The organism is Bacillus cihuensis (assembly GCF_000504145.1).
GTDB classification, from domain to species: domain Bacteria; phylum Bacillota; class Bacilli; order Bacillales; family DSM-1321; genus Peribacillus; species Peribacillus huizhouensis.
On sequence record NZ_KI632495.1, the window covers coordinates 263,461 to 284,031 of the forward strand.

The 20,571-nt window shown below is 36.4% G+C and carries 18 protein-coding genes and 1 other annotated feature; of the genes, 16 read left to right on the plus strand and 2 right to left on the minus strand.

Annotated features, from left to right (window positions below):
* Positions 1-309: 309 nt before the first annotated feature.
* The 7 genes from V179_RS31990 to V179_RS0107065 all read left to right on the plus strand — a co-directional run bounded on the left by V179_RS31990 (position 310) and on the right by V179_RS0107065 (position 6,214).
* Positions 310-435, plus strand: coding sequence for an NUDIX hydrolase (locus V179_RS31990; RefSeq protein ID WP_268745180.1), 126 nt, complete (start codon positions 310-312; stop codon positions 433-435).
* A 466-nt stretch (positions 436-901) separates the two neighbouring features.
* On the plus strand, positions 902-1,111 hold the full coding sequence (locus V179_RS0107040; RefSeq protein ID WP_028390856.1) for a hypothetical protein: 210 nt from the start codon (positions 902-904) through the stop codon (positions 1,109-1,111).
* A 19-nt stretch (positions 1,112-1,130) separates the two neighbouring features.
* Positions 1,131-2,366 carry an efflux RND transporter periplasmic adaptor subunit gene (locus tag V179_RS27280; protein ID WP_034300870.1) on the plus strand — a complete coding sequence of 412 codons (1,236 nt, stop codon included), beginning with the start codon at positions 1,131-1,133 and terminating at the stop codon, positions 2,364-2,366.
* Between the two features lie 5 nt (positions 2,367-2,371).
* Complete coding sequence (locus V179_RS27285) at positions 2,372-3,103, plus strand: ABC transporter ATP-binding protein (RefSeq protein WP_034301369.1); 732 nt, start codon at positions 2,372-2,374, stop codon at positions 3,101-3,103.
* Positions 3,075-4,214 (plus strand): ABC transporter permease, encoded by a 1,140-nt coding sequence (locus tag V179_RS0107055; protein WP_034300873.1) that lies wholly within the window; start codon positions 3,075-3,077, stop codon positions 4,212-4,214. Before V179_RS27285 ends, V179_RS0107055 begins: the two co-directional genes overlap by 29 nt.
* A gap of 69 nt (positions 4,215-4,283) precedes the next feature.
* Positions 4,284-4,955 carry a response regulator transcription factor gene (locus tag V179_RS0107060; protein WP_028390858.1) on the plus strand — a complete coding sequence of 224 codons (672 nt, stop codon included), beginning with the start codon at positions 4,284-4,286 and terminating at the stop codon, positions 4,953-4,955.
* Positions 4,956-4,966: 11 nt separating this feature from the next.
* Positions 4,967-6,214 carry a sensor histidine kinase gene (locus tag V179_RS0107065; RefSeq protein ID WP_028390859.1) on the plus strand — a complete coding sequence of 416 codons (1,248 nt, stop codon included), beginning with the start codon at positions 4,967-4,969 and terminating at the stop codon, positions 6,212-6,214.
* Between the two features lie 614 nt (positions 6,215-6,828).
* Here V179_RS0107065 and V179_RS0107070 read toward each other — a convergent pair.
* A complete protein-coding gene (locus V179_RS0107070; protein WP_034300876.1) occupies positions 6,829-8,772 on the minus strand; it encodes an FUSC family protein in 1,944 nt (647 codons plus the stop codon).
* A gap of 249 nt (positions 8,773-9,021) precedes the next feature.
* Between V179_RS0107070 and V179_RS0107075 the strand changes: the two genes are divergently transcribed.
* The 7 genes from V179_RS0107075 (at position 9,022) to V179_RS0107100 (ending at position 16,097) form a co-directional block, all read left to right on the plus strand.
* Positions 9,022-9,918, plus strand: coding sequence for a LysR family transcriptional regulator (locus V179_RS0107075; protein WP_028390861.1), 897 nt, complete (start codon positions 9,022-9,024; stop codon positions 9,916-9,918).
* Positions 9,919-10,130: 212 nt separating this feature from the next.
* Positions 10,131-10,364: a site-specific integrase gene (locus tag V179_RS29775; protein ID WP_084552253.1), complete on the plus strand. Its 234-nt coding sequence runs from the start codon at positions 10,131-10,133 to the stop codon at positions 10,362-10,364.
* Positions 10,365-10,636: 272 nt separating this feature from the next.
* A complete protein-coding gene (locus V179_RS27290; protein WP_034300879.1) occupies positions 10,637-11,152 on the plus strand; it encodes a hypothetical protein in 516 nt (171 codons plus the stop codon).
* 376 nt (positions 11,153-11,528) lie between these two features.
* On the plus strand, positions 11,529-12,110 hold the full coding sequence (locus V179_RS0107085; RefSeq protein WP_028390862.1) for a DUF3995 domain-containing protein: 582 nt from the start codon (positions 11,529-11,531) through the stop codon (positions 12,108-12,110).
* A 387-nt stretch (positions 12,111-12,497) separates the two neighbouring features.
* Positions 12,498-12,741 (plus strand) — a binding site (T-box leader).
* A gap of 70 nt (positions 12,742-12,811) precedes the next feature.
* Positions 12,812-14,515 carry a 2-isopropylmalate synthase gene (locus V179_RS0107090; protein ID WP_028390863.1) on the plus strand — a complete coding sequence of 568 codons (1,704 nt, stop codon included), beginning with the start codon at positions 12,812-12,814 and terminating at the stop codon, positions 14,513-14,515.
* Positions 14,516-14,813: 298 nt separating this feature from the next.
* Positions 14,814-15,341 carry a GNAT family N-acetyltransferase gene (locus tag V179_RS0107095; protein WP_028390864.1) on the plus strand — a complete coding sequence of 176 codons (528 nt, stop codon included), beginning with the start codon at positions 14,814-14,816 and terminating at the stop codon, positions 15,339-15,341.
* Between the two features lie 207 nt (positions 15,342-15,548).
* On the plus strand, positions 15,549-16,097 hold the full coding sequence (locus tag V179_RS0107100; protein WP_407637241.1) for a DUF402 domain-containing protein: 549 nt from the start codon (positions 15,549-15,551) through the stop codon (positions 16,095-16,097).
* A 173-nt stretch (positions 16,098-16,270) separates the two neighbouring features.
* Here the strand turns inward: V179_RS0107100 and V179_RS0107105 are convergent, their stop codons facing one another.
* The gene (locus tag V179_RS0107105) at positions 16,271-17,506 is read right to left on the minus strand and encodes an IS110 family RNA-guided transposase (RefSeq protein WP_028390866.1); all 1,236 of its coding nucleotides are present in this window, start codon (positions 17,504-17,506) and stop codon (positions 16,271-16,273) included.
* A 536-nt stretch (positions 17,507-18,042) separates the two neighbouring features.
* Between V179_RS0107105 and V179_RS27295 the strand changes: the two genes are divergently transcribed.
* Both V179_RS27295 and solA read left to right on the plus strand, forming a co-directional pair.
* Positions 18,043-18,834, plus strand: coding sequence for a hypothetical protein (locus V179_RS27295; RefSeq protein ID WP_051404867.1), 792 nt, complete (start codon positions 18,043-18,045; stop codon positions 18,832-18,834).
* A gap of 461 nt (positions 18,835-19,295) precedes the next feature.
* Positions 19,296-20,423, plus strand: a complete 1,128-nt coding sequence (solA, locus tag V179_RS0107115) for an N-methyl-L-tryptophan oxidase (RefSeq protein WP_028390867.1) — start codon at positions 19,296-19,298, stop codon at positions 20,421-20,423.
* The last annotated feature ends 148 nt before the right edge of the window (positions 20,424-20,571 follow it).

Sequence of the window (20,571 nt, forward strand, 5' to 3'; positions counted from 1 at the left end):
GTTTGTAAACAAACGCACTTAAACTAACGGGTTGCGTTTGTTCAATAAGACATTTACTTCTGATATTTCATAATCGGACGCGATTGTGAAATAAAAACTTAGATTTTTTAAGCGACTATATTGTTATATCTTTTTGTATAGTGAAGTATTTCACAGAAGTAAATAATCAACAATATTTTTAACCCTGTCCTAAATTTAGAACGGGGTTATGCTTGTTTGAGATTTTAAAATTTAATAACTTTATTGCCATTTATATCTTTAACATAAGAAGGAATTTTTATTATATATCCATCTAAAGAGGGAATTTTAATGAAAGAAACGTTTGGTTCTGCCGCTGTTTGTATCAATGAGAAAAATGAAATTCTTATGGTGAGTGGTTATGATTCAGAATATTGTATTAGAGAAGTAAAAGGGGAAACTGGATACGAAGTATAAGTTATAGATACCCTGTTTGTTAAGGAAAACACTATTAAAGGAATAAAAGTTAAAACACACTATTTCATAGTGAAAATATGAGGAAGTCAAGGAATTAACGAACCTGAAAAAAATAGAATGTATCTCAGGAAGAGTGGAGACTACGGACCATAACCAAGTTTATAGAATCTTAGTAGATTATGCTCACAACAGGAATGCGTTGTGGTTATTGATTTGAAATTATCCGATACGCCACCAAAACTAAATACAACTATATTACATAAAAAAGCGAAGGCTTCCTCGATTTAATTGAGGAAGCCTTTGCTTTTCTATACTATAAAGACTTTTTCAGTGCCCTCAAGTAGTCTTTTATGGAACTTCGTAAGAAAGATTACATTAATTTTCCATGGAAGATTGAAATATTAAGGAAAAGTTAAGGAACGAAATCCATAATGGGCTTATCAAGGCAAAATAAGGAGGAATAAACATGGAACAGGCTAAACAAAATCTAATAAAAATTTTACTCATCGTAAATTTGGTGATAAGTACTTGTGCAGCTATTGGTGTAGGGTATCTAGTTTATAAACAAAGTCAAAGCCCTAATTTTTCAGAAATGGGACCAAGAGGGAATGGTCAGATGTTCCCAGGTAACGGTCAATTCCAACAAGATCAAGATCAATCAAATCAAACTCAATGATGGAAAGGAGAATAGAGATTTGAAAAAGTGGATGATTATTTCAGTCATTATTGTTGTAATCGGAGGAGCAAGCGCTTGGTTCTTTATAGGTAAAACAGATAAAACACAAAATGTTGCGGCTGCAGTACAAACAACGGCAGTCCAAAAAGGGAAATTAGAGGTAGCCGTTAGTGGCTCAGGTTCGGTTACAGCCATAACAGATCAAGATGTTACAGCAGACAACACAGTTCTTATTGTAGAGAGTGTAAGTGTAGAATCTGGAGATACAGTAGATAAAGGTGACACACTTGTCACGTTTAAAAATGGTGATGTTGTGACGGCGCCATATGATGGAGAAATCAAATCAGTTAGTGTAAGTAGTGGCAGCAATGCATCACAAGGAACAGTCCTTCTTCGTATCGAAGATGAAGATGAGTATACATCACCTGTAACAAGAGAAGACAGTGGTGGAAGTTCAGAAAGCTTAGGTGGTGGAAGTAGCTTAACAGCGGATACAGTTAGTGTTAAGGAAGGAGATGTTGTAAAAACAGGTGCAACACTTGTAACCTTTACAGATGGAAGTATCTTGCAAGCACCGGTTGCTGGGACAATCACAAGCCTTTCTGTTGCAAGCGGCGACTCTGTGCCAACTTCGGAGCCAGTTGCACATATTACCAATTATAGTGCATTGCAAACAACCATTAGTGTTGATGAATTAGATGTAACAAAGGTAAAAGAAGGCCAAGCGGTAGAAATAACAGCAAGTGCATTTGAAGATGAAAAATTTGCTGGAAAAGTAACGAATGTAGCAAAAGTAGGAACAGCATCAAATGGCGTTTCTTCATTTGATGTAACAGTTCAAATTACAGATCCAAAAAACTTAAAAATTGGTATGTCGACGGAAGCAAGTATTTTAATTGAAAGTAAAGACAATGCCTTATACGTTCCGGTTGAAGCGGTATATACAAGTGGAGATGAGAAGTATGTAATCGTTCCTAAAACTTCTGATTCAGAGGATTCTGCACAATCAACAAATAAAGTAACGGTAGAAACTGGTATTGCAAATGATATGTATGTAGAAATTACAAGCGGGTTAGCAGAAGGAGAAACTGTGCAAATACCAAGAGTTCAATCTAGCGGTAATTCTTTTCAAGGACCGATGATGATGCAAGGAGGAGGTTTCCCAAGTGGCAACTTCCAAGGGGCACCAGGCGGTGACTTCGGAGGAAGAAGTGGAGGCGGGATGCCTTCAGGCGGCAGACAAGGAGGGAATTAATGACAATGATAGAGCCGATTATTCAAATAAAGAACATGGAAAAGATGTATGAACTTGGTGGCGAAACAGTAATGGCTCTAAAAGGTGTTTCCCTCGATATCAAAAAGGGCGATTTCATCTCTGTTATCGGACCATCTGGCTCAGGAAAATCAACATTTATGAACATGATTGGCTGCTTAGATCGACCGGATTCAGGTGAATACATGTTAGATAATGAAAAAATCGGGAAAATGAAAAGTTCCCAACTTGCGACCATTCGCAATGAAAAAATTGGGTTTATTTTTCAAAACTTCAATCTTATTTCGAAACTAACAGCAGTTGAGAATGTTGAACTTCCACTCATTTACCGAGGCATGAAAGCGGTGGAACGAAGAGAAACAGCATTAGCGGCATTAGAAAAAGTCGGCTTGGCAGATCGAGCGAATCATTTGCCTTCGCAATTGTCTGGTGGGCAACAGCAACGTGTCGCAATCGCGCGCGCATTAGCTGGACACCCTCCTATTTTACTAGCAGATGAACCTACTGGAGCACTTGATAGTAAAACAAGTAAGGATATTTTGGCGATTATGAAATCGCTAAATGAGCAAGGGCATACCATTATTCTCATTACACATGATTTAGATGTTGCTAAACAAGCAAGCCGTGTTGTTCGGATTCACGATGGACAACTTTATGAGAATGGAGGTGAATGGTTTGCAGACGCTCAAAATGGCACTGAAAAGTATTATAGCAAATAAAATCAGAGCATTCCTCACGATGTTGGGGATTATTATCGGTGTCTCCTCTGTTATCGTCATGGTTGCAATCGGACAAGGGTCAACAAAAGACGTACAAGATCAAATTGGCAGCTTAGGTACAAATGTATTAACTGTATCGGTTACGGGTTCAGATGTTACCTTTAAAGAAGGGGACGCAGAACAGATTAAGGATGTCAATGGTATTGAAGAAATTGCACCAACAGTGTCAGGAAGAGTAACATTGAAAAATGGTAAAACTAATACACAAGTGTCAATGATTGGCACAACTTCTTCCTACTTAAAGGTCCGTGATTTACAGCTACAATCAGGGCGTTTCATTGCAGACTTAGATCATGAGAATCATTCAAAAATTGCAGTCCTTGGTTCAGACACGGCACAAACATTATTTGGCTTAGGAGATCCAGTCGGTGAATCCATAAAAGTAAACGGAACATCCTATAAAGTTGTTGGCGTTCTTGAATCAGTTGGAAGTTCATTAGGAACGAGCGGAGATAGTATGATTATTGTCCCTCTTAGCACGGGGCAACGTTTAGCTTCTACGACGAATATTGGCACAATATATGTGAAAGTAGAAAATGAAAATTCGATTAATTTTGTCTCAAGCCGTATTGAAAGTACGATGTATTCTATTGTAGGTGATGCGGACAGTTATAGTGTCTCAAGTCAAAAAGATTTAATGGAAACTGCATCATCTGTCAATGAAACGATGACATTGATGTTAGGCGGAAGTGCAGCCATATCTCTAATCGTTGGTGGGATTGGTATTATGAATATTATGCTTGTATCTGTTTCAGAACGTACTAAAGAAATTGGCATTAGAAAAGCAATTGGCGCCAAGCGTAAAAATATTTTGCTGCAATTCCTTATTGAAGCAGTTGTATTAAGTTCATTAGGTGGAATCATAGGCGTAGGAATTGGGGTCGTCAGTGCGCAAATTTATACTGTTGTGACGGGGTCGACAATCGCCTATTCGATACCTGTTATGCTGCTATCATTTGTTTTCTCTTTATTAGTTGGCGTTGTATTCGGTGTATTTCCGGCGAATAAAGCGTCTAAGCTTGATCCGATTCAAGCTCTACGATATGAATAGAACAAAACAAAGCGATTCGTTTCTACGAACGCTTTGTTTTGTTATTATGTAAGAAAGGAGTGACACATGGTGCGTATATTAGTAGTAGAAGATAATGTTGCTTTGTTGCAGTCTATTAACCAAATTTTATCTGAGGAATTTGAAGTAGATTGCGCAGAAAATGGAGAAGAAGGGCTATTTATGGCCATGCAAAATATTTATGATTTAATTGTCCTTGATGTTATGCTTCCAGAAATGGATGGATTTGAGGTGATACAAAAGATACGTGAGGAACATATTCAGACCCCTGTTTTGTTTTTGACTGCCAAAGATTCATTAGGAGATCGGGTCAGAGGATTAGACCTTGGAGGAGATGATTACTTGACCAAGCCATTTCAAGCACCAGAACTTCAAGCACGTATTCGAGCGTTATTGAGAAGGAGTGGCAGTCTGACGACAAATCAAACGATTCAATATCGAGGGATTGAACTATTTGGAAAAGAAAAAGCCATTTTTGTAGATGGCCATCCGATAAAATTAACGTTAAAACAGTATGAAATGCTGGAATTTATGATTCAGAACAAAGGAGCCATATTAACGAAAGAACAGCTTTACGATCGAGTATGGGGATTCGATTCCGATACAACAATCGGCATAGTAGAAGTATTTGTCCATCATCTTCGCAAGAAGATGGAACCGTTCGGTTATCATAAAGACATTCAAACGGTACGCGGCATCGGCTATATGTTGAAGGAACAGTAGGAGAGAAGGGTATGTTTCAACAAACTCGTATTAGACTCACTATTTTAAATTCATTGGTCTTTATCATTTTAATCGGAGTTCTTGTATCCGTTATTTATTCTTATGCACAATCGCGTTTATATCGGGATGTAAATAATGACTTGCTTGAGGCGGTAGATCGTGTAGCAGAGCTAGGGCAACCTGGACCGCTTGAACAGCCTGATCGATTGCCAAGAGGGCCAAGAGATCCCCGTATTGCTTTACTGATATGGAACGAAAAAAACGAACTAATAACTTTAAATGAGGGTGCAACAGTTTTTGCCGATAATGAAACCAAATTTCGCCCTAAAGAGTTAAGAAAGCTTAGGGACGTAGAAGCAGAAGGGTTTTACTTTAGGACAATTGCAATAACTATGTATCATCCGAATTTTGGAAAAATAACGATGCAATTTGTTCGAAACATTACTTCAGAAAAAGACATGCTTCATACATTGTTATTAATTATGATAATTGGTTGTATCCTCGGCAGTTTTTGTGCTGTCGGTGCCGGATTCTTTTTGGCAAAAAGAGCGCTAATTCCTATTAAGGAAGCATGGAAAAATCAGCAGCAGTTTGTGTCAGATGCTTCCCATGAATTAAGAACACCTTTAGCTGTCATTCAATCTAAGACAGATTTATTGTGGCGATCACCCTCTTCTACCATACAAGATAAGGCAATAGATATATCTGTCATATCAAAAGAGGCGAGACGATTGGCAAAGCTCGTTGCCAATCTGCTTACATTGGCTCGTTCTGATTCAGATCAGCTAGAGATAGAAAAGAAAGAGTTTTCAATAACAAATTTACTGAAGGAATTAATTGAACATTATTCAGAGATTGCCTTATATCAAGAAAAAAAACTTGTATTGGATGTCCCATCATCGGTCTTTATTATGGGAGATAAGGAAAGAATCCATCAATTAATGGTCATTTTATTAGATAATGCTATGAAGTATACGAAAAAGGGTGGAAAAATTATCATTTCTTGTTCCCAAACCACTCATACTGTTTTGATTAAAGTTCAGGATAACGGCATCGGAATAGACGAAGTGAATATACCCAAAATATTTGATCGATTTTTTCAAGTGGATAAATCCCGGACAGAAGAAGCAGGAGCTGGGCTTGGTCTTTCTATTGCAAAATGGATTATTGACAAACATCATGGCAAAGTAATCGTCCAAAGCAAAGTTGGAGTGGGAACATGTTTTGAAATTAATCTTCCAAAGAATCAAAAAATATAATGGAAACTCGCTGATTGCCGAGCCCAAAAGGGCGGTTCATGAGGCGTAGTTTATACTTATACGCGATAGAATAGTATAGATTGACATGAATGGGCTAAGAATAATTGGTTATTGATTTGAGATTATCCGAGGCACCATCAAAACTAAATATTCCTGTAATACATGAAAAAAGCAAAGGCTTCCTCGATTTCATTGAGGAAGCTTAAGCATTCCATTGAATTCTATCAAAAGACTTTGGGACAAAGTTTTTAGTCCAAGGGCGGAAGTTAGCTTATGATGACCCGAATGGACTGTGGTATACCGTTCTTTTCACAGAAAAGACTATCTATTGACAGCCCTGTTCTTTAAATAAAGAATAAAGATAATAAAGGCTTTTCAAGAAACTTATTGCACTTTCCATAAATAATATCTATCATCTCCTTATTTAAACCTATCCCACCCTCTACTTTACTTTTTTTACTCTTGTTACATTGGATAAATGTACTAACTCAATATTGTATTAATTACTGTATTTTTAACGCATCACCATCGTGATGCTTCTTTTAATCTGAGCACCTATACATTCTTTGTTGTTAAGTTCATCGTTGGAATCTCTGGTATCTTCTATACAATGTTTACATTTTTCTATTAATCATTTTAAGAGATTTTTGCAAGCGAATAATCTCATTCTGTATACTTGGGAACGATTCTATTTCAGGCACGTTTTTAATAGAAGGCGACTGTTTTCGTCCGGCAGCATTTGCCGTAGTTTCACAAACATAAAGCATTTGGGCAAGCTTTTCCTCTGAAAGAATTGGCCGCTTTTCTACTTTTGAGCAACTTTCTAATAAATACCCTAATCGCTCGACGGAAAATATAACTGGCCAATAATAGTCCAACGCCTTTTGATTGACCGGAATCTCCCCAGCAGCGCTAGTATAGAGTGTTTTTAAAGTAATGACATTTGATTGCATTTTTTTAATTTCACTGTTTTCTTCGACTTTAAATCCTACTCCGTGGTCAGAGAAAAGGAGTAATAAAAATTGTGCTTGACTTCGGATGGTTTTGGTTACTAAATGAGGTAGACGGCTAGATGCAGACCTTCTCCCTACAAACCATACTCCAATTAAGCCAATGACACTTCCGATTAGTACATCAATTAATCTAGCTGAAGCAAAATAAGAAAAACTGAAGCTTCCTTTACTTGTGCTTTCAGCCATAAGTAACGCATTCGGTGTGAAGAACAGTGCAGCTAACCCGTAATTTTTCACAATAAAAAGCTCTGTAATAAACGTCAATAGTAGAATTAAAAGAGCAATGATGTATCCATATGGCTGTGTAGCAAGAATGAAGCTAGCAATTAGAATACCCACAATTGTACCAAACCCTCTTTGAATCGCACGATGATATGTTGTAACAATCGTTGATCCTGACATAACTGCAACACAAGATAATGGCACCCAATAGGAGCGCGCTAAATTAAGTTGATAGGCGATTATCGCTGCAATGATCGTTACTACACAAAATCGTAATGCAGATATAAATACAATTGAATTTTTGTCAAATGCTTCACCAAAAATCATCTTAAGTGATGGTTTAGAAATTCGTATCACTTTATTAACTTTTGATGTTGGTTCATTCATGATCGCGTCCGCATCATATATTTTTATGAATAATGTAGCAACATTTTCATTCATTACTTCTGGCTGGAGTATTTTTTTACAAACCCGTTTACACTTATCCCTATTATCCAGTGAAATCGTGATTTCCCGGATCGTTTGCCCTAGTTCCAGTGGTAATTTTGAATGTTTTTCTGAAAAATTTTCGAGTATATATAAAAATATCTTGTTTGCATGATCATTAAGTACATACAGTCGATTAAATAGATCGGTTTTTCTCCAAGGAATATACCCCGCTGCAAGTGTTTCTTCTGATTCTTTTAAAACTGACATGACTTGATTCTTTGACTCATTAAATTTCTCTGTACCAACTGAATCAACAAATGCAGCAAGTTCTAAATAAACTCTTTTTACTACACCTGTTTCAGGTTCATGAGGATTAAATAACCAACCAATCATTGCAATGATCCACGATAAAGTCCCACCTAAAAAAACGAGGCCAGCCCGTATAGGGGCAAGTTCTGGATTAACAGGCATACCTGTTGTCATAGCAAAGACTAAAACAAAAAAAATAGCAGATGGCCCAGTAATTCGTAATGCTCCAAAAATAAAAATAGCTGTAGCTCCTATAATCCCCATCAAAATAGCTGTTGCAAGCGGGTAAGGTGCAGCAAGTGTCCCAAGTGCTGAAACCAATGTCATACCAAGTACAACAAAAAATAGCTTTTTAGCACTTTGAGCATATGGAATATTGAAAACGTAAAGGTAGGAGAATCCTCCCATCCCAGCTATCAACCCATATTCGAAATTGCCAAACAATAATCCAATAATAACTGGCAAAGCTGCAGCTACCCCTGCACAAAATGCTTTTACCCAAGGAAACGGCTTTCTATTCACACTCATTGCCTGTTTTAAAAGAGATGAGGATTTAGCAGGGACTGATTTATTTGTTTCTTTCATACAATGGCTCCTTTTCTATAAGCATAAAAATATGTTGGCACATATAAACAGGTTGTAATATTTTTGAATCTTAATCACTACGTAATAGGCACCATATTTTTGAATACCACTAAATATAGTAACCACCCACCCAACTTATAATGAACCGATATTTTCATTATACTTCTGGAATACTATACACTACTAATTGTCTTTTTTATGAATTCCATGCATTATTGTAATACCAGATATTATGGGAGGATTTTGTTTATGGATTTTCAACAATTAAAATATTTTCAAACATTGGCTGATGTTGAAAACTTTACAAGGGCATCAGTTAAATTAGACCTTTCTCAGCCAGCATTAAGTCGTTCGATCTCTCGACTTGAAGGAGAAATCGGCGTTCCGCTTTTTGAACGGAAAAGTCATGGAGTCGAATTAAACAGATATGGAAAAATTTTTCTTCAACATGCAAACCAAGCTTTAGGAGAAATAAATGCAGCAAAACAGGAAATTAATGATTTAACCAATCCTCTAAATGGGACTATTTCATTGGCATTCATTCAAACTCTTGGTTCTAGCTTTGTCCCTGAGTTAATTAGTGCCTTTCGAAAAGAAGTGCCAAGATTAAATTTTCAATTGTATCAGCACACAACAAGTAAGATATTGGATCAATTAGCATCTACTGAAATTGACATCGGCTTCTGTTCTCCACAAGAGACCATTGAAAATTTTAGCTCTATTCCAATTGTGAGGGACGAATTATTTTTAATAGTCCCCAATAACCATAGACTTGCTGGTCGGAAGGAAGTCGATTTAAGTGAGGTAGCCAATGATTCATTTGTGCTTTTTAAGCCTGAAACTGCTATGCGTGATGTGATTGAGAAAATTTGCCATAAAGCTGGGTTTCATCCCAAAATGTCTTTTGAGGGATTAGAAGAGAGAACTGTTGCAGGCCTTGTTGGAGCCAAATTTGGAGTTGCTCTTATTCCATTTATTCCTGGTCTGGATAAGAAAAAAATATCAATGATTCGTATCAAGAATCCACAAAGTATTAGGGTTATTCGAATGGTTTGGAGAACAAATGGATATATGTCACCTGCAGTTGCTAGGTTCAAGACCTTTGTTGAAATGACGATGCGATTATCTGAAACAGAAGGCAAATAACTGGTTTTGGTGTGAAACTATTTCTACTTCTGTTTGGTTGTTTATAAACTGAACCCTTAGAAGGGTGATAAAACTAGGACCGTTTTATGAATGACAAGGTAAAAAACGCTATACAGGCTTGGATTTAGGAGAGAGCAGAAAAAGAGAACTTTGAGGTCTATGGATTTACAAGCAATCGGAATAAACCATTAGATAGAACTACGATAACTAAGTTGTTTAATGAGTATTCAGAAAAGCTTGGGAAACATATAACTCCCCATGATTTACGAGATTTCTCTTGTTCTTACGCGATTAATAGTGGAATGAGCGTTCATGACATTGCTAATCAGGCTTGCCATTCTAATATTCATACCACGTTGTTATATTCGAATCTTCTTTATTATTTGTTACAAGCAAATTATCACCTAATTTTATTTTGGGAGGCAGGATGGACTCTTGGTACCTAGTCTAAAGTGTGGGCAGTCCCATTTTTTTTAGTAAACGCATTATTAGAAGGGCTTATATTAAAAATCTTATTAAATAATACTCATCGATTAAAAAGTATAAAGACGTTTAACTTTAGTTTAATTTGTGAAGAATTGCAATTAAACTAAAGGGATGCTAGAGTTCAATAAGTGCTAGCCATCTACTGCAGCCGCAGATCTTCAACAATCTAGTGCGATTCTTCAATAAAGAAGATCGCTTTTTTCATTATAGGGCCATTTAATGGAGGACAAATATGATAGTCAAAGCAGAGGTAATAAATCAACCTTTTTCAGGAGAATACAAAGAAAGGGTCTATGATATTTCAAGTCCTTGGAACTCTCAAAGTTGGAGTTGGATAAAATTCACCAACGAAAATTCAACTGAATGGTGTGGGAATTTTAGAGGATTTCCAAGTGGAGTTGCAGTATCCAGTAAATATAATGCCGTTCTTGTCCTAACTTCTGATTATTTATTTAGACTTAACGCTAATAATGGAGAATTAATTGGATATGAAGACCAACCTCAATATCAACACATAACAGTTAGTCCTTCAGGAGAGTTTATAGTAGCTGATTATTATGATATTGAAATTATAAATTCAACATTAAATAAGAAAGTACTACTAGATAGTCCAATAAAAATGGATAGAATAAAATTTCATAATTGGTATAACAATAGACTCTTAATAACTTGTGAAGAATTTTTAAACTGGGACAACAAAGTGGAATTGGAACTTGACGGTGTGACGTATGTAATAACAATAAAATGATCAGGTTCACATAAATAGCAAAAATAACCGTAGTTCAATTAAAAGGCGCTTATCCGTAGCAAAGATAAGTGCTCTTTTTCAATTTTTGGGTCATACCGTTAAATAAGGCATATTGAGATAAAAGAGCAAGCAGAATAGTTCAATCATTTGCCTCCCTGAATATAAATATATAAAGAAGTAGAGGACTCTTTTTTGCACTTATAACTCTCATAATCGCTATTATTGTCGGTGTTCATTTTCTTCCATTGGTCCATCTTTTCCAAGTAAGAATTGGTTAATAGCCCAAAATTTTAAGTATCATAACGTAAGAAGTAGATTAAGTGTTAAGTACAAGTCTTACACAAAGGATCTTAGGATACTGTCGAGGTGATCGTTAGTGGATACGAATCTGTCGTCGAAACCAGCGCAATCAAAATCGTCCTTTTGGGCGGGGATCGCTGTTTTTGTATGGTCCATTGCTTATATGCTGCCACACCTATATTGGGCTTTAGGCGGAAGAATGGGGCTGCTCCTACTAAAACCCAGTGTGGCTGCATCTTCCCAGTTTCAACTAATTAATTGGGTTGCTACACCAATCTTTATTGCTGCAGGACTCGTAGGCCTTGGTTTCATTTATATAGGCAATAATAAAATTCTGCGCTCGTTGTTGCTTTCCATATCTATGTTAGGGTGTTCGATAGCCACTGCTCATGGCATTTTTGGCATTGTTTATCGTGGCTTGCAAATTGCAGGTGTGATTGGCTTGGGGAATGAGACATATCATATCCACGATGATATGTACGTAGTGTGGGATATGGTCATGTTCGAACCGTGGTTTTTGATTGAGGGCATTTTACTTGCTATTGGAGGATGGTGTTTTTTGAAAGGAGCGCGGAGCAGGAAAATTTGGCTTGCGGTGTGTATATTTGGCACGCTTGTTGGGTTGGTCACAGCGATGCTGGGTGTGCGATTTGCCTAGTTAATGTGTTAAAGATACCAAGTGATGAGCTGCTTGGACTGTTATACTGAGGTAAATACCGTATGAGGGACAATAAATCGGTGGTTAAGATTTAAATTGTCTGAGGTTATTGAACAATCGGACGCTTTCCTTGAATAAGAAGTTGCAATTCTTGAAGGGCTAGATGTGTTGAATCTTTTCTAAAGTCTTTGGATTTTTATGTTTGAATATATAAGGATTGTGAAAAGACATTCTTAAACTATTGTGCAGAAAACTAAAAAAAGAGTTTTAAAATATAGGGGTTTATCTATTAAGGAAGTCAAATAAATTCATATTAATCTTTATTTTCGAAAAATTAAGTATTGACAACTTAAGTCTATCGATATATTATCGTATTTAATTAAATAACAACAAGCAAAGATTGGAATTAGTAAAAGGATTTATAAATTTGTCAGAGAGCCGATGGTTGGTGAGAATCGGTAGTTATAGCCTTTGAACTCATCCATGAGCTACTCCCTGAACATAAGCAGTAGGGGATGTCGGTTTTCTACCGTTATGAAGATAGGTGGTGATTGCCACCGAAAATGAGTGGGTTAATTTTATTACGATTAATCAATTAGAGTGGTACCGCGAGCAATGCCTCGTCTCTATAAAAATATAGAGACGGGGCTTTTTTATTTTAAAATAAACTAATCATTATAAATGAAAAGGTGGGAATCAGGATGAAAAATGTCGATAAATATTCCAGAGGTTACTTTATGCCCCCAGTGCAAAGCTTGAAATGGGCAGAGAAGGAGTATATTACAGAAGCTCCTACCTGGTGTAGTGTGGATCTTCGCGATGGAAATCAGGCGTTGGTCGTCCCGATGAGTCTAGAGGAAAAGCTAGAATACTTCCAATTGCTTTTACAAGTAGGTTTCAAGGAAATCGAAGTAGGTTTTCCTGCTGCTTCGGAAACCGAATTTGCTTTTTTACGTACCTTAATTGAAGAAAATCTAATTCCAGATGATGTAACCATTCAAGTTTTAACACAGTCAAGAGAACATATTATCAAAAAAACTTTTGAGGCGTTACGGGGTGCGAATAAAGCTGTGGTGCATTTGTACAATTCCACATCTTTGGCGCAGCGTGAACAAGTATTTAGAAAATCGAAGGAAGAAATTATTGATATTGCTGTAACAGGAGCAAAAATGCTTAAGAAATATGCAGCTGAAACGGAAGGGAATTTCCAATTCCAATATTCCCCAGAAAGCTTTACGGGTACAGAAATGGAGTTTGCACTTGAAATTTGCAACAAGGTACTTGATATTTGGCATCCGACAGCTGAGAACAAGGTTATTATCAACCTGCCAGATACGGTACAAATGTCTATGCCTCACGTTTACGCAAGTCAAATTGAGTATATGAGTGATCATCTGAGCTACCGAGATCATGTCACCCTATCTCTTCATCCACACAATGACAGAGGAACTGGGGTTGCAGCTGCCGAGCTAGGAATGCTTGCCGGGGCGCAAAGGGTCGAAGGAACGTTGTTCGGAAATGGAGAAAGAACAGGGAATGTGGACATCGTCACGCTTGCATTAAACATGTTTTCACATGGGGTGGATCCAAAGCTTAATTTTGAAAATATCCCTGCCATTATTTCCAAATATGAAAAATTAACAAGAATGAAGGTTCATGAAAGACACCCATACGGCGGTGAACTTGTCTTTACAGCATTTTCAGGTTCCCATCAAGATGCCATTGCAAAAGGGATGAAATGGCGCGATGAGGAAGTACGTCAATATTGGACTGTACCTTATCTAACAATTGATCCGTTGGATATAGGCAGAGAATACGAGGGAGATATCATCCGAATTAACAGTCAATCCGGTAAGGGGGGGATCGGTTTTATCCTTCAGCAAAGTTATGGAATCGATCTACCTGCCGAAATGCGTGAGAGCTTCGGATATAGTGTGAAAAATGTTTCAGATCGTCAGCACAAGGAACTTATGCCGAATGACATCTATGACATTTTCATCAATGAATATGTGAATGTTAACACTCCCATCGAATTTATCCGTTACAAATATACTCAAAATGATCATTACGAAACGATTGTATCGGTCCAGATGAATAATGAAGAACATGATTTTACCGGTGTGGGAAATGGTAGACTTGATGCGATTAGCAACGCTCTTCAAACACAACTGGGCCTCGACTATACAGATTTGGTTTATAAGCAGCATGCGCTAGAAATAGGCTCAGGATCAAATGCTGTATCTTATGTAGGAATTACCGTGAAGAATGATGCTGTATATTGGGGTTGCGGAATTGACACTGATATTATGACTTCCTCGGTAAAAGCTTTATTTAGTGCCGTTAACAATATGGTATCCATCTTACAACTCCCTGTTGAAAAAGATTATATCTATTCAAAAAAATAAATTAATTAGGCTGATAATTCTAAATAATAGAATTATCGGCTTAATTATTAAAAGTTAGTTCTTGTTCAAGAAACCAAGAGGAAATTTGCAGTTTTACAATTCCCTTGTTCAGCAATACCAGCTAATAGAAGCTTTTTGTTTATTACAGAAAAGGGAGCGATTATTCAATAAAGAAGATCGCTTTTTTTCGTTATAGGGCCATTTAATTGAATAAAGAGATTGTGGAATTTATGGTGATTTGAAATAATTGTTATTAAATAAATGTCAAAATTAAGAACTAAATAAAGGGAGAGATTAAATGTTTCCTACATTAGAAACAGACAGACTAGTATTACGAGAATTAACAAATGAAGATGCAGAAGGCATTTTTGCTTGTTTTTCTAACAATGATGTAACACGTTTTTACGGACAAGAAACCTTAAAAAGTATTGAAGAAGCAGAAAAATTCGTAGATTTCTTCTCAAGAAACTATTGTGAAAAAAGAGGCATACGATGGGGCATTGAGCGAAAAGAAACCACAGGCATAATTGGAACAATTGGCTTCAATGCTTGGTCACCAAAACATAAACGAGCTGAAATTGGTTACGAAATTCATCCAGAACAGTGGAGAAAAGGATACACTTCAGAAGCTGTATCTAAAGTTCTTTCATATGGCTTTGATGTGATGGGTTTAACCCGTATAGGTGCCGTTGTATTTATTGAAAATGAAGCATCGAATAAATTATTAGAAAAAGTAGGTTTTCAAAAAGAGGGAGTTTTAAGGGATTATATGTACCAAGATGGAAATGCATATGATACATATGTTTATTCCCTCCTTAGGAAGTAATCTTCCATATAATGAAGCTTTTCTTTAACATCTGTGGAGCCTATATCCTACAAATAAACTTCCGTTATAGGGCCATTTAATAGAATAAAATAATGGTTTATCAGCGATGTACGATTAAGAAAGGGAAAGGATAAATCTATATTATGATTAATAATGACAATTGTTATGGGAAGGAACATTAACTAGGAAGGAGAAACTAAAACAGTGGTGAATTTAAGTATTCCACCTATTCAAAGTGGCGATAAAATAATTGAAAGAAAAATACGGTACGACTCCGTAGTTGTAGAATATAGCTGTAAGCTGTTAAAAGTACAAAATCAAAATGTAGTGCTTTTCCATATCATACAAGAATCCTTTACGATGGTAGCAAACCAAACCACATTAACTATTCCTAAAGGTAGCTATACAATCGCATATTACTGGAAAGATCGTCCTTATAATTTATACATCTGGAGAGATAATAAAGGGAAGTATTTAGGCTCCTATTTTAATATTGTAAAAAATACATATATAACCGATAAATTGGTATCCTTTGAGGATTTGATTATTGATATTATGGTTCTTCCTAATGGAGACTATTTTATTTTAGATGAGGATGAGTTACCTGAGCCATTGGATCAATTTGAGAATGGGTCAGTCCTACAAGCGCTAAACTCATTAACGGATTCCATTGATATTCTTCTTTCTCAAATTATTTCAGAAACTGAAAATTCCTATAAACATGAAGAAGTTCTTCCTTGGTTGAACAACAGATAACATTTATGAAAGTTTGTTTTAATACTTTGAATTACCACGAAACCAGCCAATAGTTGTCAACATTTTTAAATAAAAATATTAAAAATATCATGTTATACTAAATTTGTGCATACCAAATAACCGTCCAAATACTATATTTGGAAAGCTCTGGACCAATTGGTTAAATTGTTAAATCAAGCTAAATCTAGGAAAGAAGTTTTGTTTTTTAAAAGTGCATAAATCCAATGTAAAAGTTTGTTTGCACAAGCTATCACAGCTACTCTAAAAGGTTTTCCTTCTTCCCGTTTTTTATCATAAAACGCTCGTAATCTCTTATTACGAGGAAGGATTTCATCCGTTGTTTTCTGTTTGCGACAGTCACGAATAGCACATTTAACAGCCATATACAAAGCTTGCCGGAGTCTGCTAGAGCCTCTTTTGGTAATTCGATTGTAAGTACCTTTGAATGTGCCAGATTCAAAGACACTTGGATCAAGACCGGCAAATGCGACTAGTTTCTTAGGATGATTAAACCTTTCAATTTCCCCAATTTCAGAAATAATCGTGGCTGCGATTTTTTCACCGATACCGGGAATTGATCGGATAATCTTAGATTCTTCAATACCTTTTACTAAAGCATCTATCTCCTTTTCAATCATGGATAGATGTTTTTTGTATTCAAAGAGCATATTAATAAACATATCTAAGCTCAGGGCAAGACTAGAGTATAAAGCCTTCTGAAAAGGGTTTTGAGTTGCGGCAGTCATTAGCTTTTCAGCCTGTTTGTTTGCCCATTGTAGTGAACGAGTATTACAGAATTCTTTTATTTTTGTTGTTAATGTTTCAGTATCGCTTTTCAAGACATCTTCTGAAGTAGGAAATGCTTGTAATGTTTTTAAAGAAACGTCCGAATATAAATCTCCAAAAACCTTACTATATTCAGGAAAAACTTGATCCAAAACGGCCTGAAATTGTAATTTGGTTTGTACAAACATGCCTGTAATATTATCGTGCTGTCTTGTAAGGTGACGTAAGTTCATAAGTTGGATACCACGCTTTTTATAAGGCTCTAAATCCTCTTTATAATACAGCTCGCAGAGGTGATTGGCATCAATGATATCTGTTTTTACCTTTCGCAAACTAGAACTTTTTGCTTTATAGGAGATGAGTGGATTTACGATAATGATTAAATAGCCTTTGTCCTCAAAATATTGAACAACCGGTGTGTGATAATGACCCGTTGATTCCATTACGAGAGGGGGACGTTCTCCTGAAATATCTTCTATCTCTTTAATAAACTCTAATAAACTAGCTAACCCATCAAGATCATGTTTTACTTTGAAACTTTTCTTGTAGGGCTTCTTTCTTTCCAAGTATGCTTGAATTTGACTTTCACCTTTTGCCACATCCAGACCAACGACTGGATTCATTAAAATTCCTCCTTCAAAAATATAATTGCCGGTAACCCCTGAATCCTCCTCATAGTGTCATAGCTTCGCTTGTTATACGAGATCATTGTCCCAACCAGCCTCAAACATGTTTCTACAAGTAGGGGGGCGAACTGTTTTGCGGACGGGGTCTTAGCCCCACGGGCGCGAACGTTCTACCTCGGCTACCGTTATCATATATCGATATAAAAAATGGTCAACCAGAAATAATTTCTGACTGACTTTATAATACGATCGGGCGCGATTCTTCAATAAAGAAGATCGCTTTTTTTCGTTATAGGGCCATTTAACAGAATAAGCCTTTGGGGATATTCCTAGTAACAGGGGATGCGCCTTGTTCGACTAATGGACAGCCAACACAACACCGCATGTATTTTGTGCTAAATGTAGCTTTCCTGACTAAAAGAAGTTTAGGAAAAAGGAAAAAAGGGAAAATCTGTTTATGGAATTAAACTGCAAATAGTATAGAAAATTCATAAACTAAAAGGTGAGAAATAAAAAAGAAAAGAGGAAGTGCGATGAAAAAGCTAATAATACTAACTTTTATTATTGTGGTAATGACTGCTTGTGGAAATGAAGACGAAACAGTGTTACAAACACAAAATAAAGATCAAATAGTAAACGATGTTGAAGTAGCTAATGGTCAGACGGAAGAACAAGGTACAGAAAATGAAGAACGTGTTGAAACAAATACAAATGGAGCAAGTGAAAGCGATACAGATCCAAGAAGTTTCCAAAGCATTATTCCAAGTGAATGGGACATTACGTTACCTACAGATTTTTCTGTCACACAAGGAAAATATTTAACTGCTATCGCATCTTCACAACAGGATGTAGTAACTTTTGAATTTTATGAAACAGAAAGAGAACTAGCTATAAACGATCCGAATATAAAAAAAACTGGGCAAATAATTGGGCATTTAGTAATTACTAAATATGCAACGGCAGAAGCAGCAAGTGAAGAAATAGATAAAACCGTTTTCACTGATGGTGAAACTGTTAATTTAGGTCATGGCATAACTGGGTATCAAGATGCAGGAGCGGGCTCATTATTTACAAGTTGGAATGAAGGACGCTGGGCCATTATCGCACGTTCAACAACAGAAAAATCAGAAGAAAGCTTAGCGACAGCAAAAGAAACTGTAGAATTTTTGGAAACGAATAGGATGCCAATTCCAAAGCAGTATGGGCATTTGCATATTGATGCAGAACATAAAGGTAGCCTTGCAAAATGGCAAAAACAAAACTTAGTTTATACGCTAACAGATTTTGGTGACAAAACACTCAATTGGCTTGTAACTTTTAAATAAATGGTATGAGATATTTCTCATACCACTTTTGTTTTTAAAATTCTTCTTTATAAGATAATATATTCTGCAATAATTCACAATTACATGTGCATGGTTATACAGATTATAATGGTAGTCCATAAATTCACGAGTTTTGTAACAAAAAATAAACACTATTGTAACTACAAGATCAAGAGTTAACTATTTTTTCAGCACTGTTAAGTGAGAAAAAAGTTGTTTAATATAAATAAAGTTGTATAAAAGGATGTGAGTCATTCTATTCAACAATCAGACCATATTGTGGAGGAGCATTTTAAAAGAAAATTGGATATTTATCGATGAGATTGTGAGGATTGTACTTAAGCTAAACGAAGCAGGTTAGCGTGATTGTTAAGTGTTAGAATATTAGTTAAAATAAGAAAATATTACCCAATACTTAAGACTTTAGTTGTAGGGGATTTATTTACGAGGGGGAACGTACTATGCATTATGACGTAATTGTAATTGGAGCAGGTTCGATGGGGATGGCGGCAGGTTATTTTTTATCAAAGAGTGGGAAAAGAACTTTATTAGTAGATTCCTTTAGCCCGCCCCATAACAAAGGGAGTCATCACGGTGACACTAGAATCATTCGACATGCGTATGGTGAAGGTGAAGAATACGTTCCGTTGGCGCTCAAGGCTCAAGAATTATGGAACGAATTAGAGAAAGTGACGGGAAAACAATTATTTCTCCCAACCGGAGTTCTAAACGCGGGCCATGAAAAAACGGATTTTATTCAGAATATCATCTCAAGTTCAAAAGCCTATTCATTGCCACTTGAGGTTTTAGATTCAATTGAAGTGAATAAGCGTTGGCCGGGCATCACTTTACCAAACAAGTATATTGGCTGCTTTGAACCAACATCAGGAGTGCTGAAATGTGAGGAATGCATTGAAGCCTATCGAGAACTTGCAGAGCGACACGGAGCTACCATCTTAACCAATAGTAAAGTGAGAGAATTATCGGTTCATGATAAAAGAGTTACCATCAAAACCGAGGGTCAAACTTTTAACGCTGATGCGTTAGTGGTTTCAGCAGGAGCATGGTCAGGAAGTCTCCTTTCCATGTTAGATTTAAATCTCCCTCTAAATCCAGTAAGAAAAACATTTGCTTGGTTTGATGTCAATGAAGATTTGTATAATCTTAAGGATTTTCCAGCCTTTACGTTTGAGACATCTCAAGGACAATATTATGGTTTTCCAAGCATCAATGGTTCCGGATTAAAAGTAGGCCGACATGATGGAGGAGAAACAATCAATCCAGATGAAGCCATCCTAGGATTTGGTGAACTAGAGAAAGACGAGACAGATTTAAGACAATTTTTACATCACTATATGCCTTCTACACAACATTTGAAGTACGGTAAAACCTGTATGTATACACTGACTCCTGATGAAGATTTCATTATCGATTTGCATCCTAACTATTCAAACGTTGCCATTGCATCAGGCTTCTCAGGACATGGCTTTAAATTTAGCAGTGTAGTTGGTCAGATTTTAAGTGAATTGATTATTTCAGGGAAGACAGAACAAAACATTTCTCCTTTTTCAATCAATCGATTTAAATAAACTTCTTTAACTAACGGAGTGCGTTTGTTGAAAGAATTAAGTGATTTCAGGACTGAGTCTATATGTTAGTTATTCCATTAAAGGTCGCAATTCTTGAAGAGGAATTGTGCCTTTTTCAGTATAAGGCCATTTTCTTGAATAACACCTC

What these genes read in the sequence shown, in the direction of transcription:
- V179_RS27290 (WP_034300879.1), top strand. Translation starts at nt 10,637, where the DNA reads ATGATAGTCAAAGCAGAGGTAATAAATCAACCTTTTTCAGGAGAATAC.
- V179_RS0107105 (WP_028390866.1), bottom strand. Translation starts at nt 17,506, where the DNA reads ATGAATCCAGTCGTTGGTCTGGATGTGGCAAAAGGTGAAAGTCAAATT.
- solA (WP_028390867.1), top strand. Translation starts at nt 19,296, where the DNA reads ATGCATTATGACGTAATTGTAATTGGAGCAGGTTCGATGGGGATGGCG.
- V179_RS27295 (WP_051404867.1), top strand. Translation starts at nt 18,043, where the DNA reads ATGAAAAAGCTAATAATACTAACTTTTATTATTGTGGTAATGACTGCT.
- V179_RS31990 (WP_268745180.1), top strand. Translation starts at nt 310, where the DNA reads ATGAAAGAAACGTTTGGTTCTGCCGCTGTTTGTATCAATGAGAAAAAT.
- V179_RS0107055 (WP_034300873.1), top strand. Translation starts at nt 3,075, where the DNA reads ATGGCACTGAAAAGTATTATAGCAAATAAAATCAGAGCATTCCTCACG.
- V179_RS27285 (WP_034301369.1), top strand. Translation starts at nt 2,372, where the DNA reads ATGATAGAGCCGATTATTCAAATAAAGAACATGGAAAAGATGTATGAA.
- V179_RS0107075 (WP_028390861.1), top strand. Translation starts at nt 9,022, where the DNA reads ATGGATTTTCAACAATTAAAATATTTTCAAACATTGGCTGATGTTGAA.
- V179_RS0107095 (WP_028390864.1), top strand. Translation starts at nt 14,814, where the DNA reads ATGTTTCCTACATTAGAAACAGACAGACTAGTATTACGAGAATTAACA.
- V179_RS0107040 (WP_028390856.1), top strand. Translation starts at nt 902, where the DNA reads ATGGAACAGGCTAAACAAAATCTAATAAAAATTTTACTCATCGTAAAT.
- V179_RS0107090 (WP_028390863.1), top strand. Translation starts at nt 12,812, where the DNA reads ATGAAAAATGTCGATAAATATTCCAGAGGTTACTTTATGCCCCCAGTG.
- V179_RS0107065 (WP_028390859.1), top strand. Translation starts at nt 4,967, where the DNA reads ATGTTTCAACAAACTCGTATTAGACTCACTATTTTAAATTCATTGGTC.
- V179_RS0107070 (WP_034300876.1), bottom strand. Translation starts at nt 8,772, where the DNA reads ATGAAAGAAACAAATAAATCAGTCCCTGCTAAATCCTCATCTCTTTTA.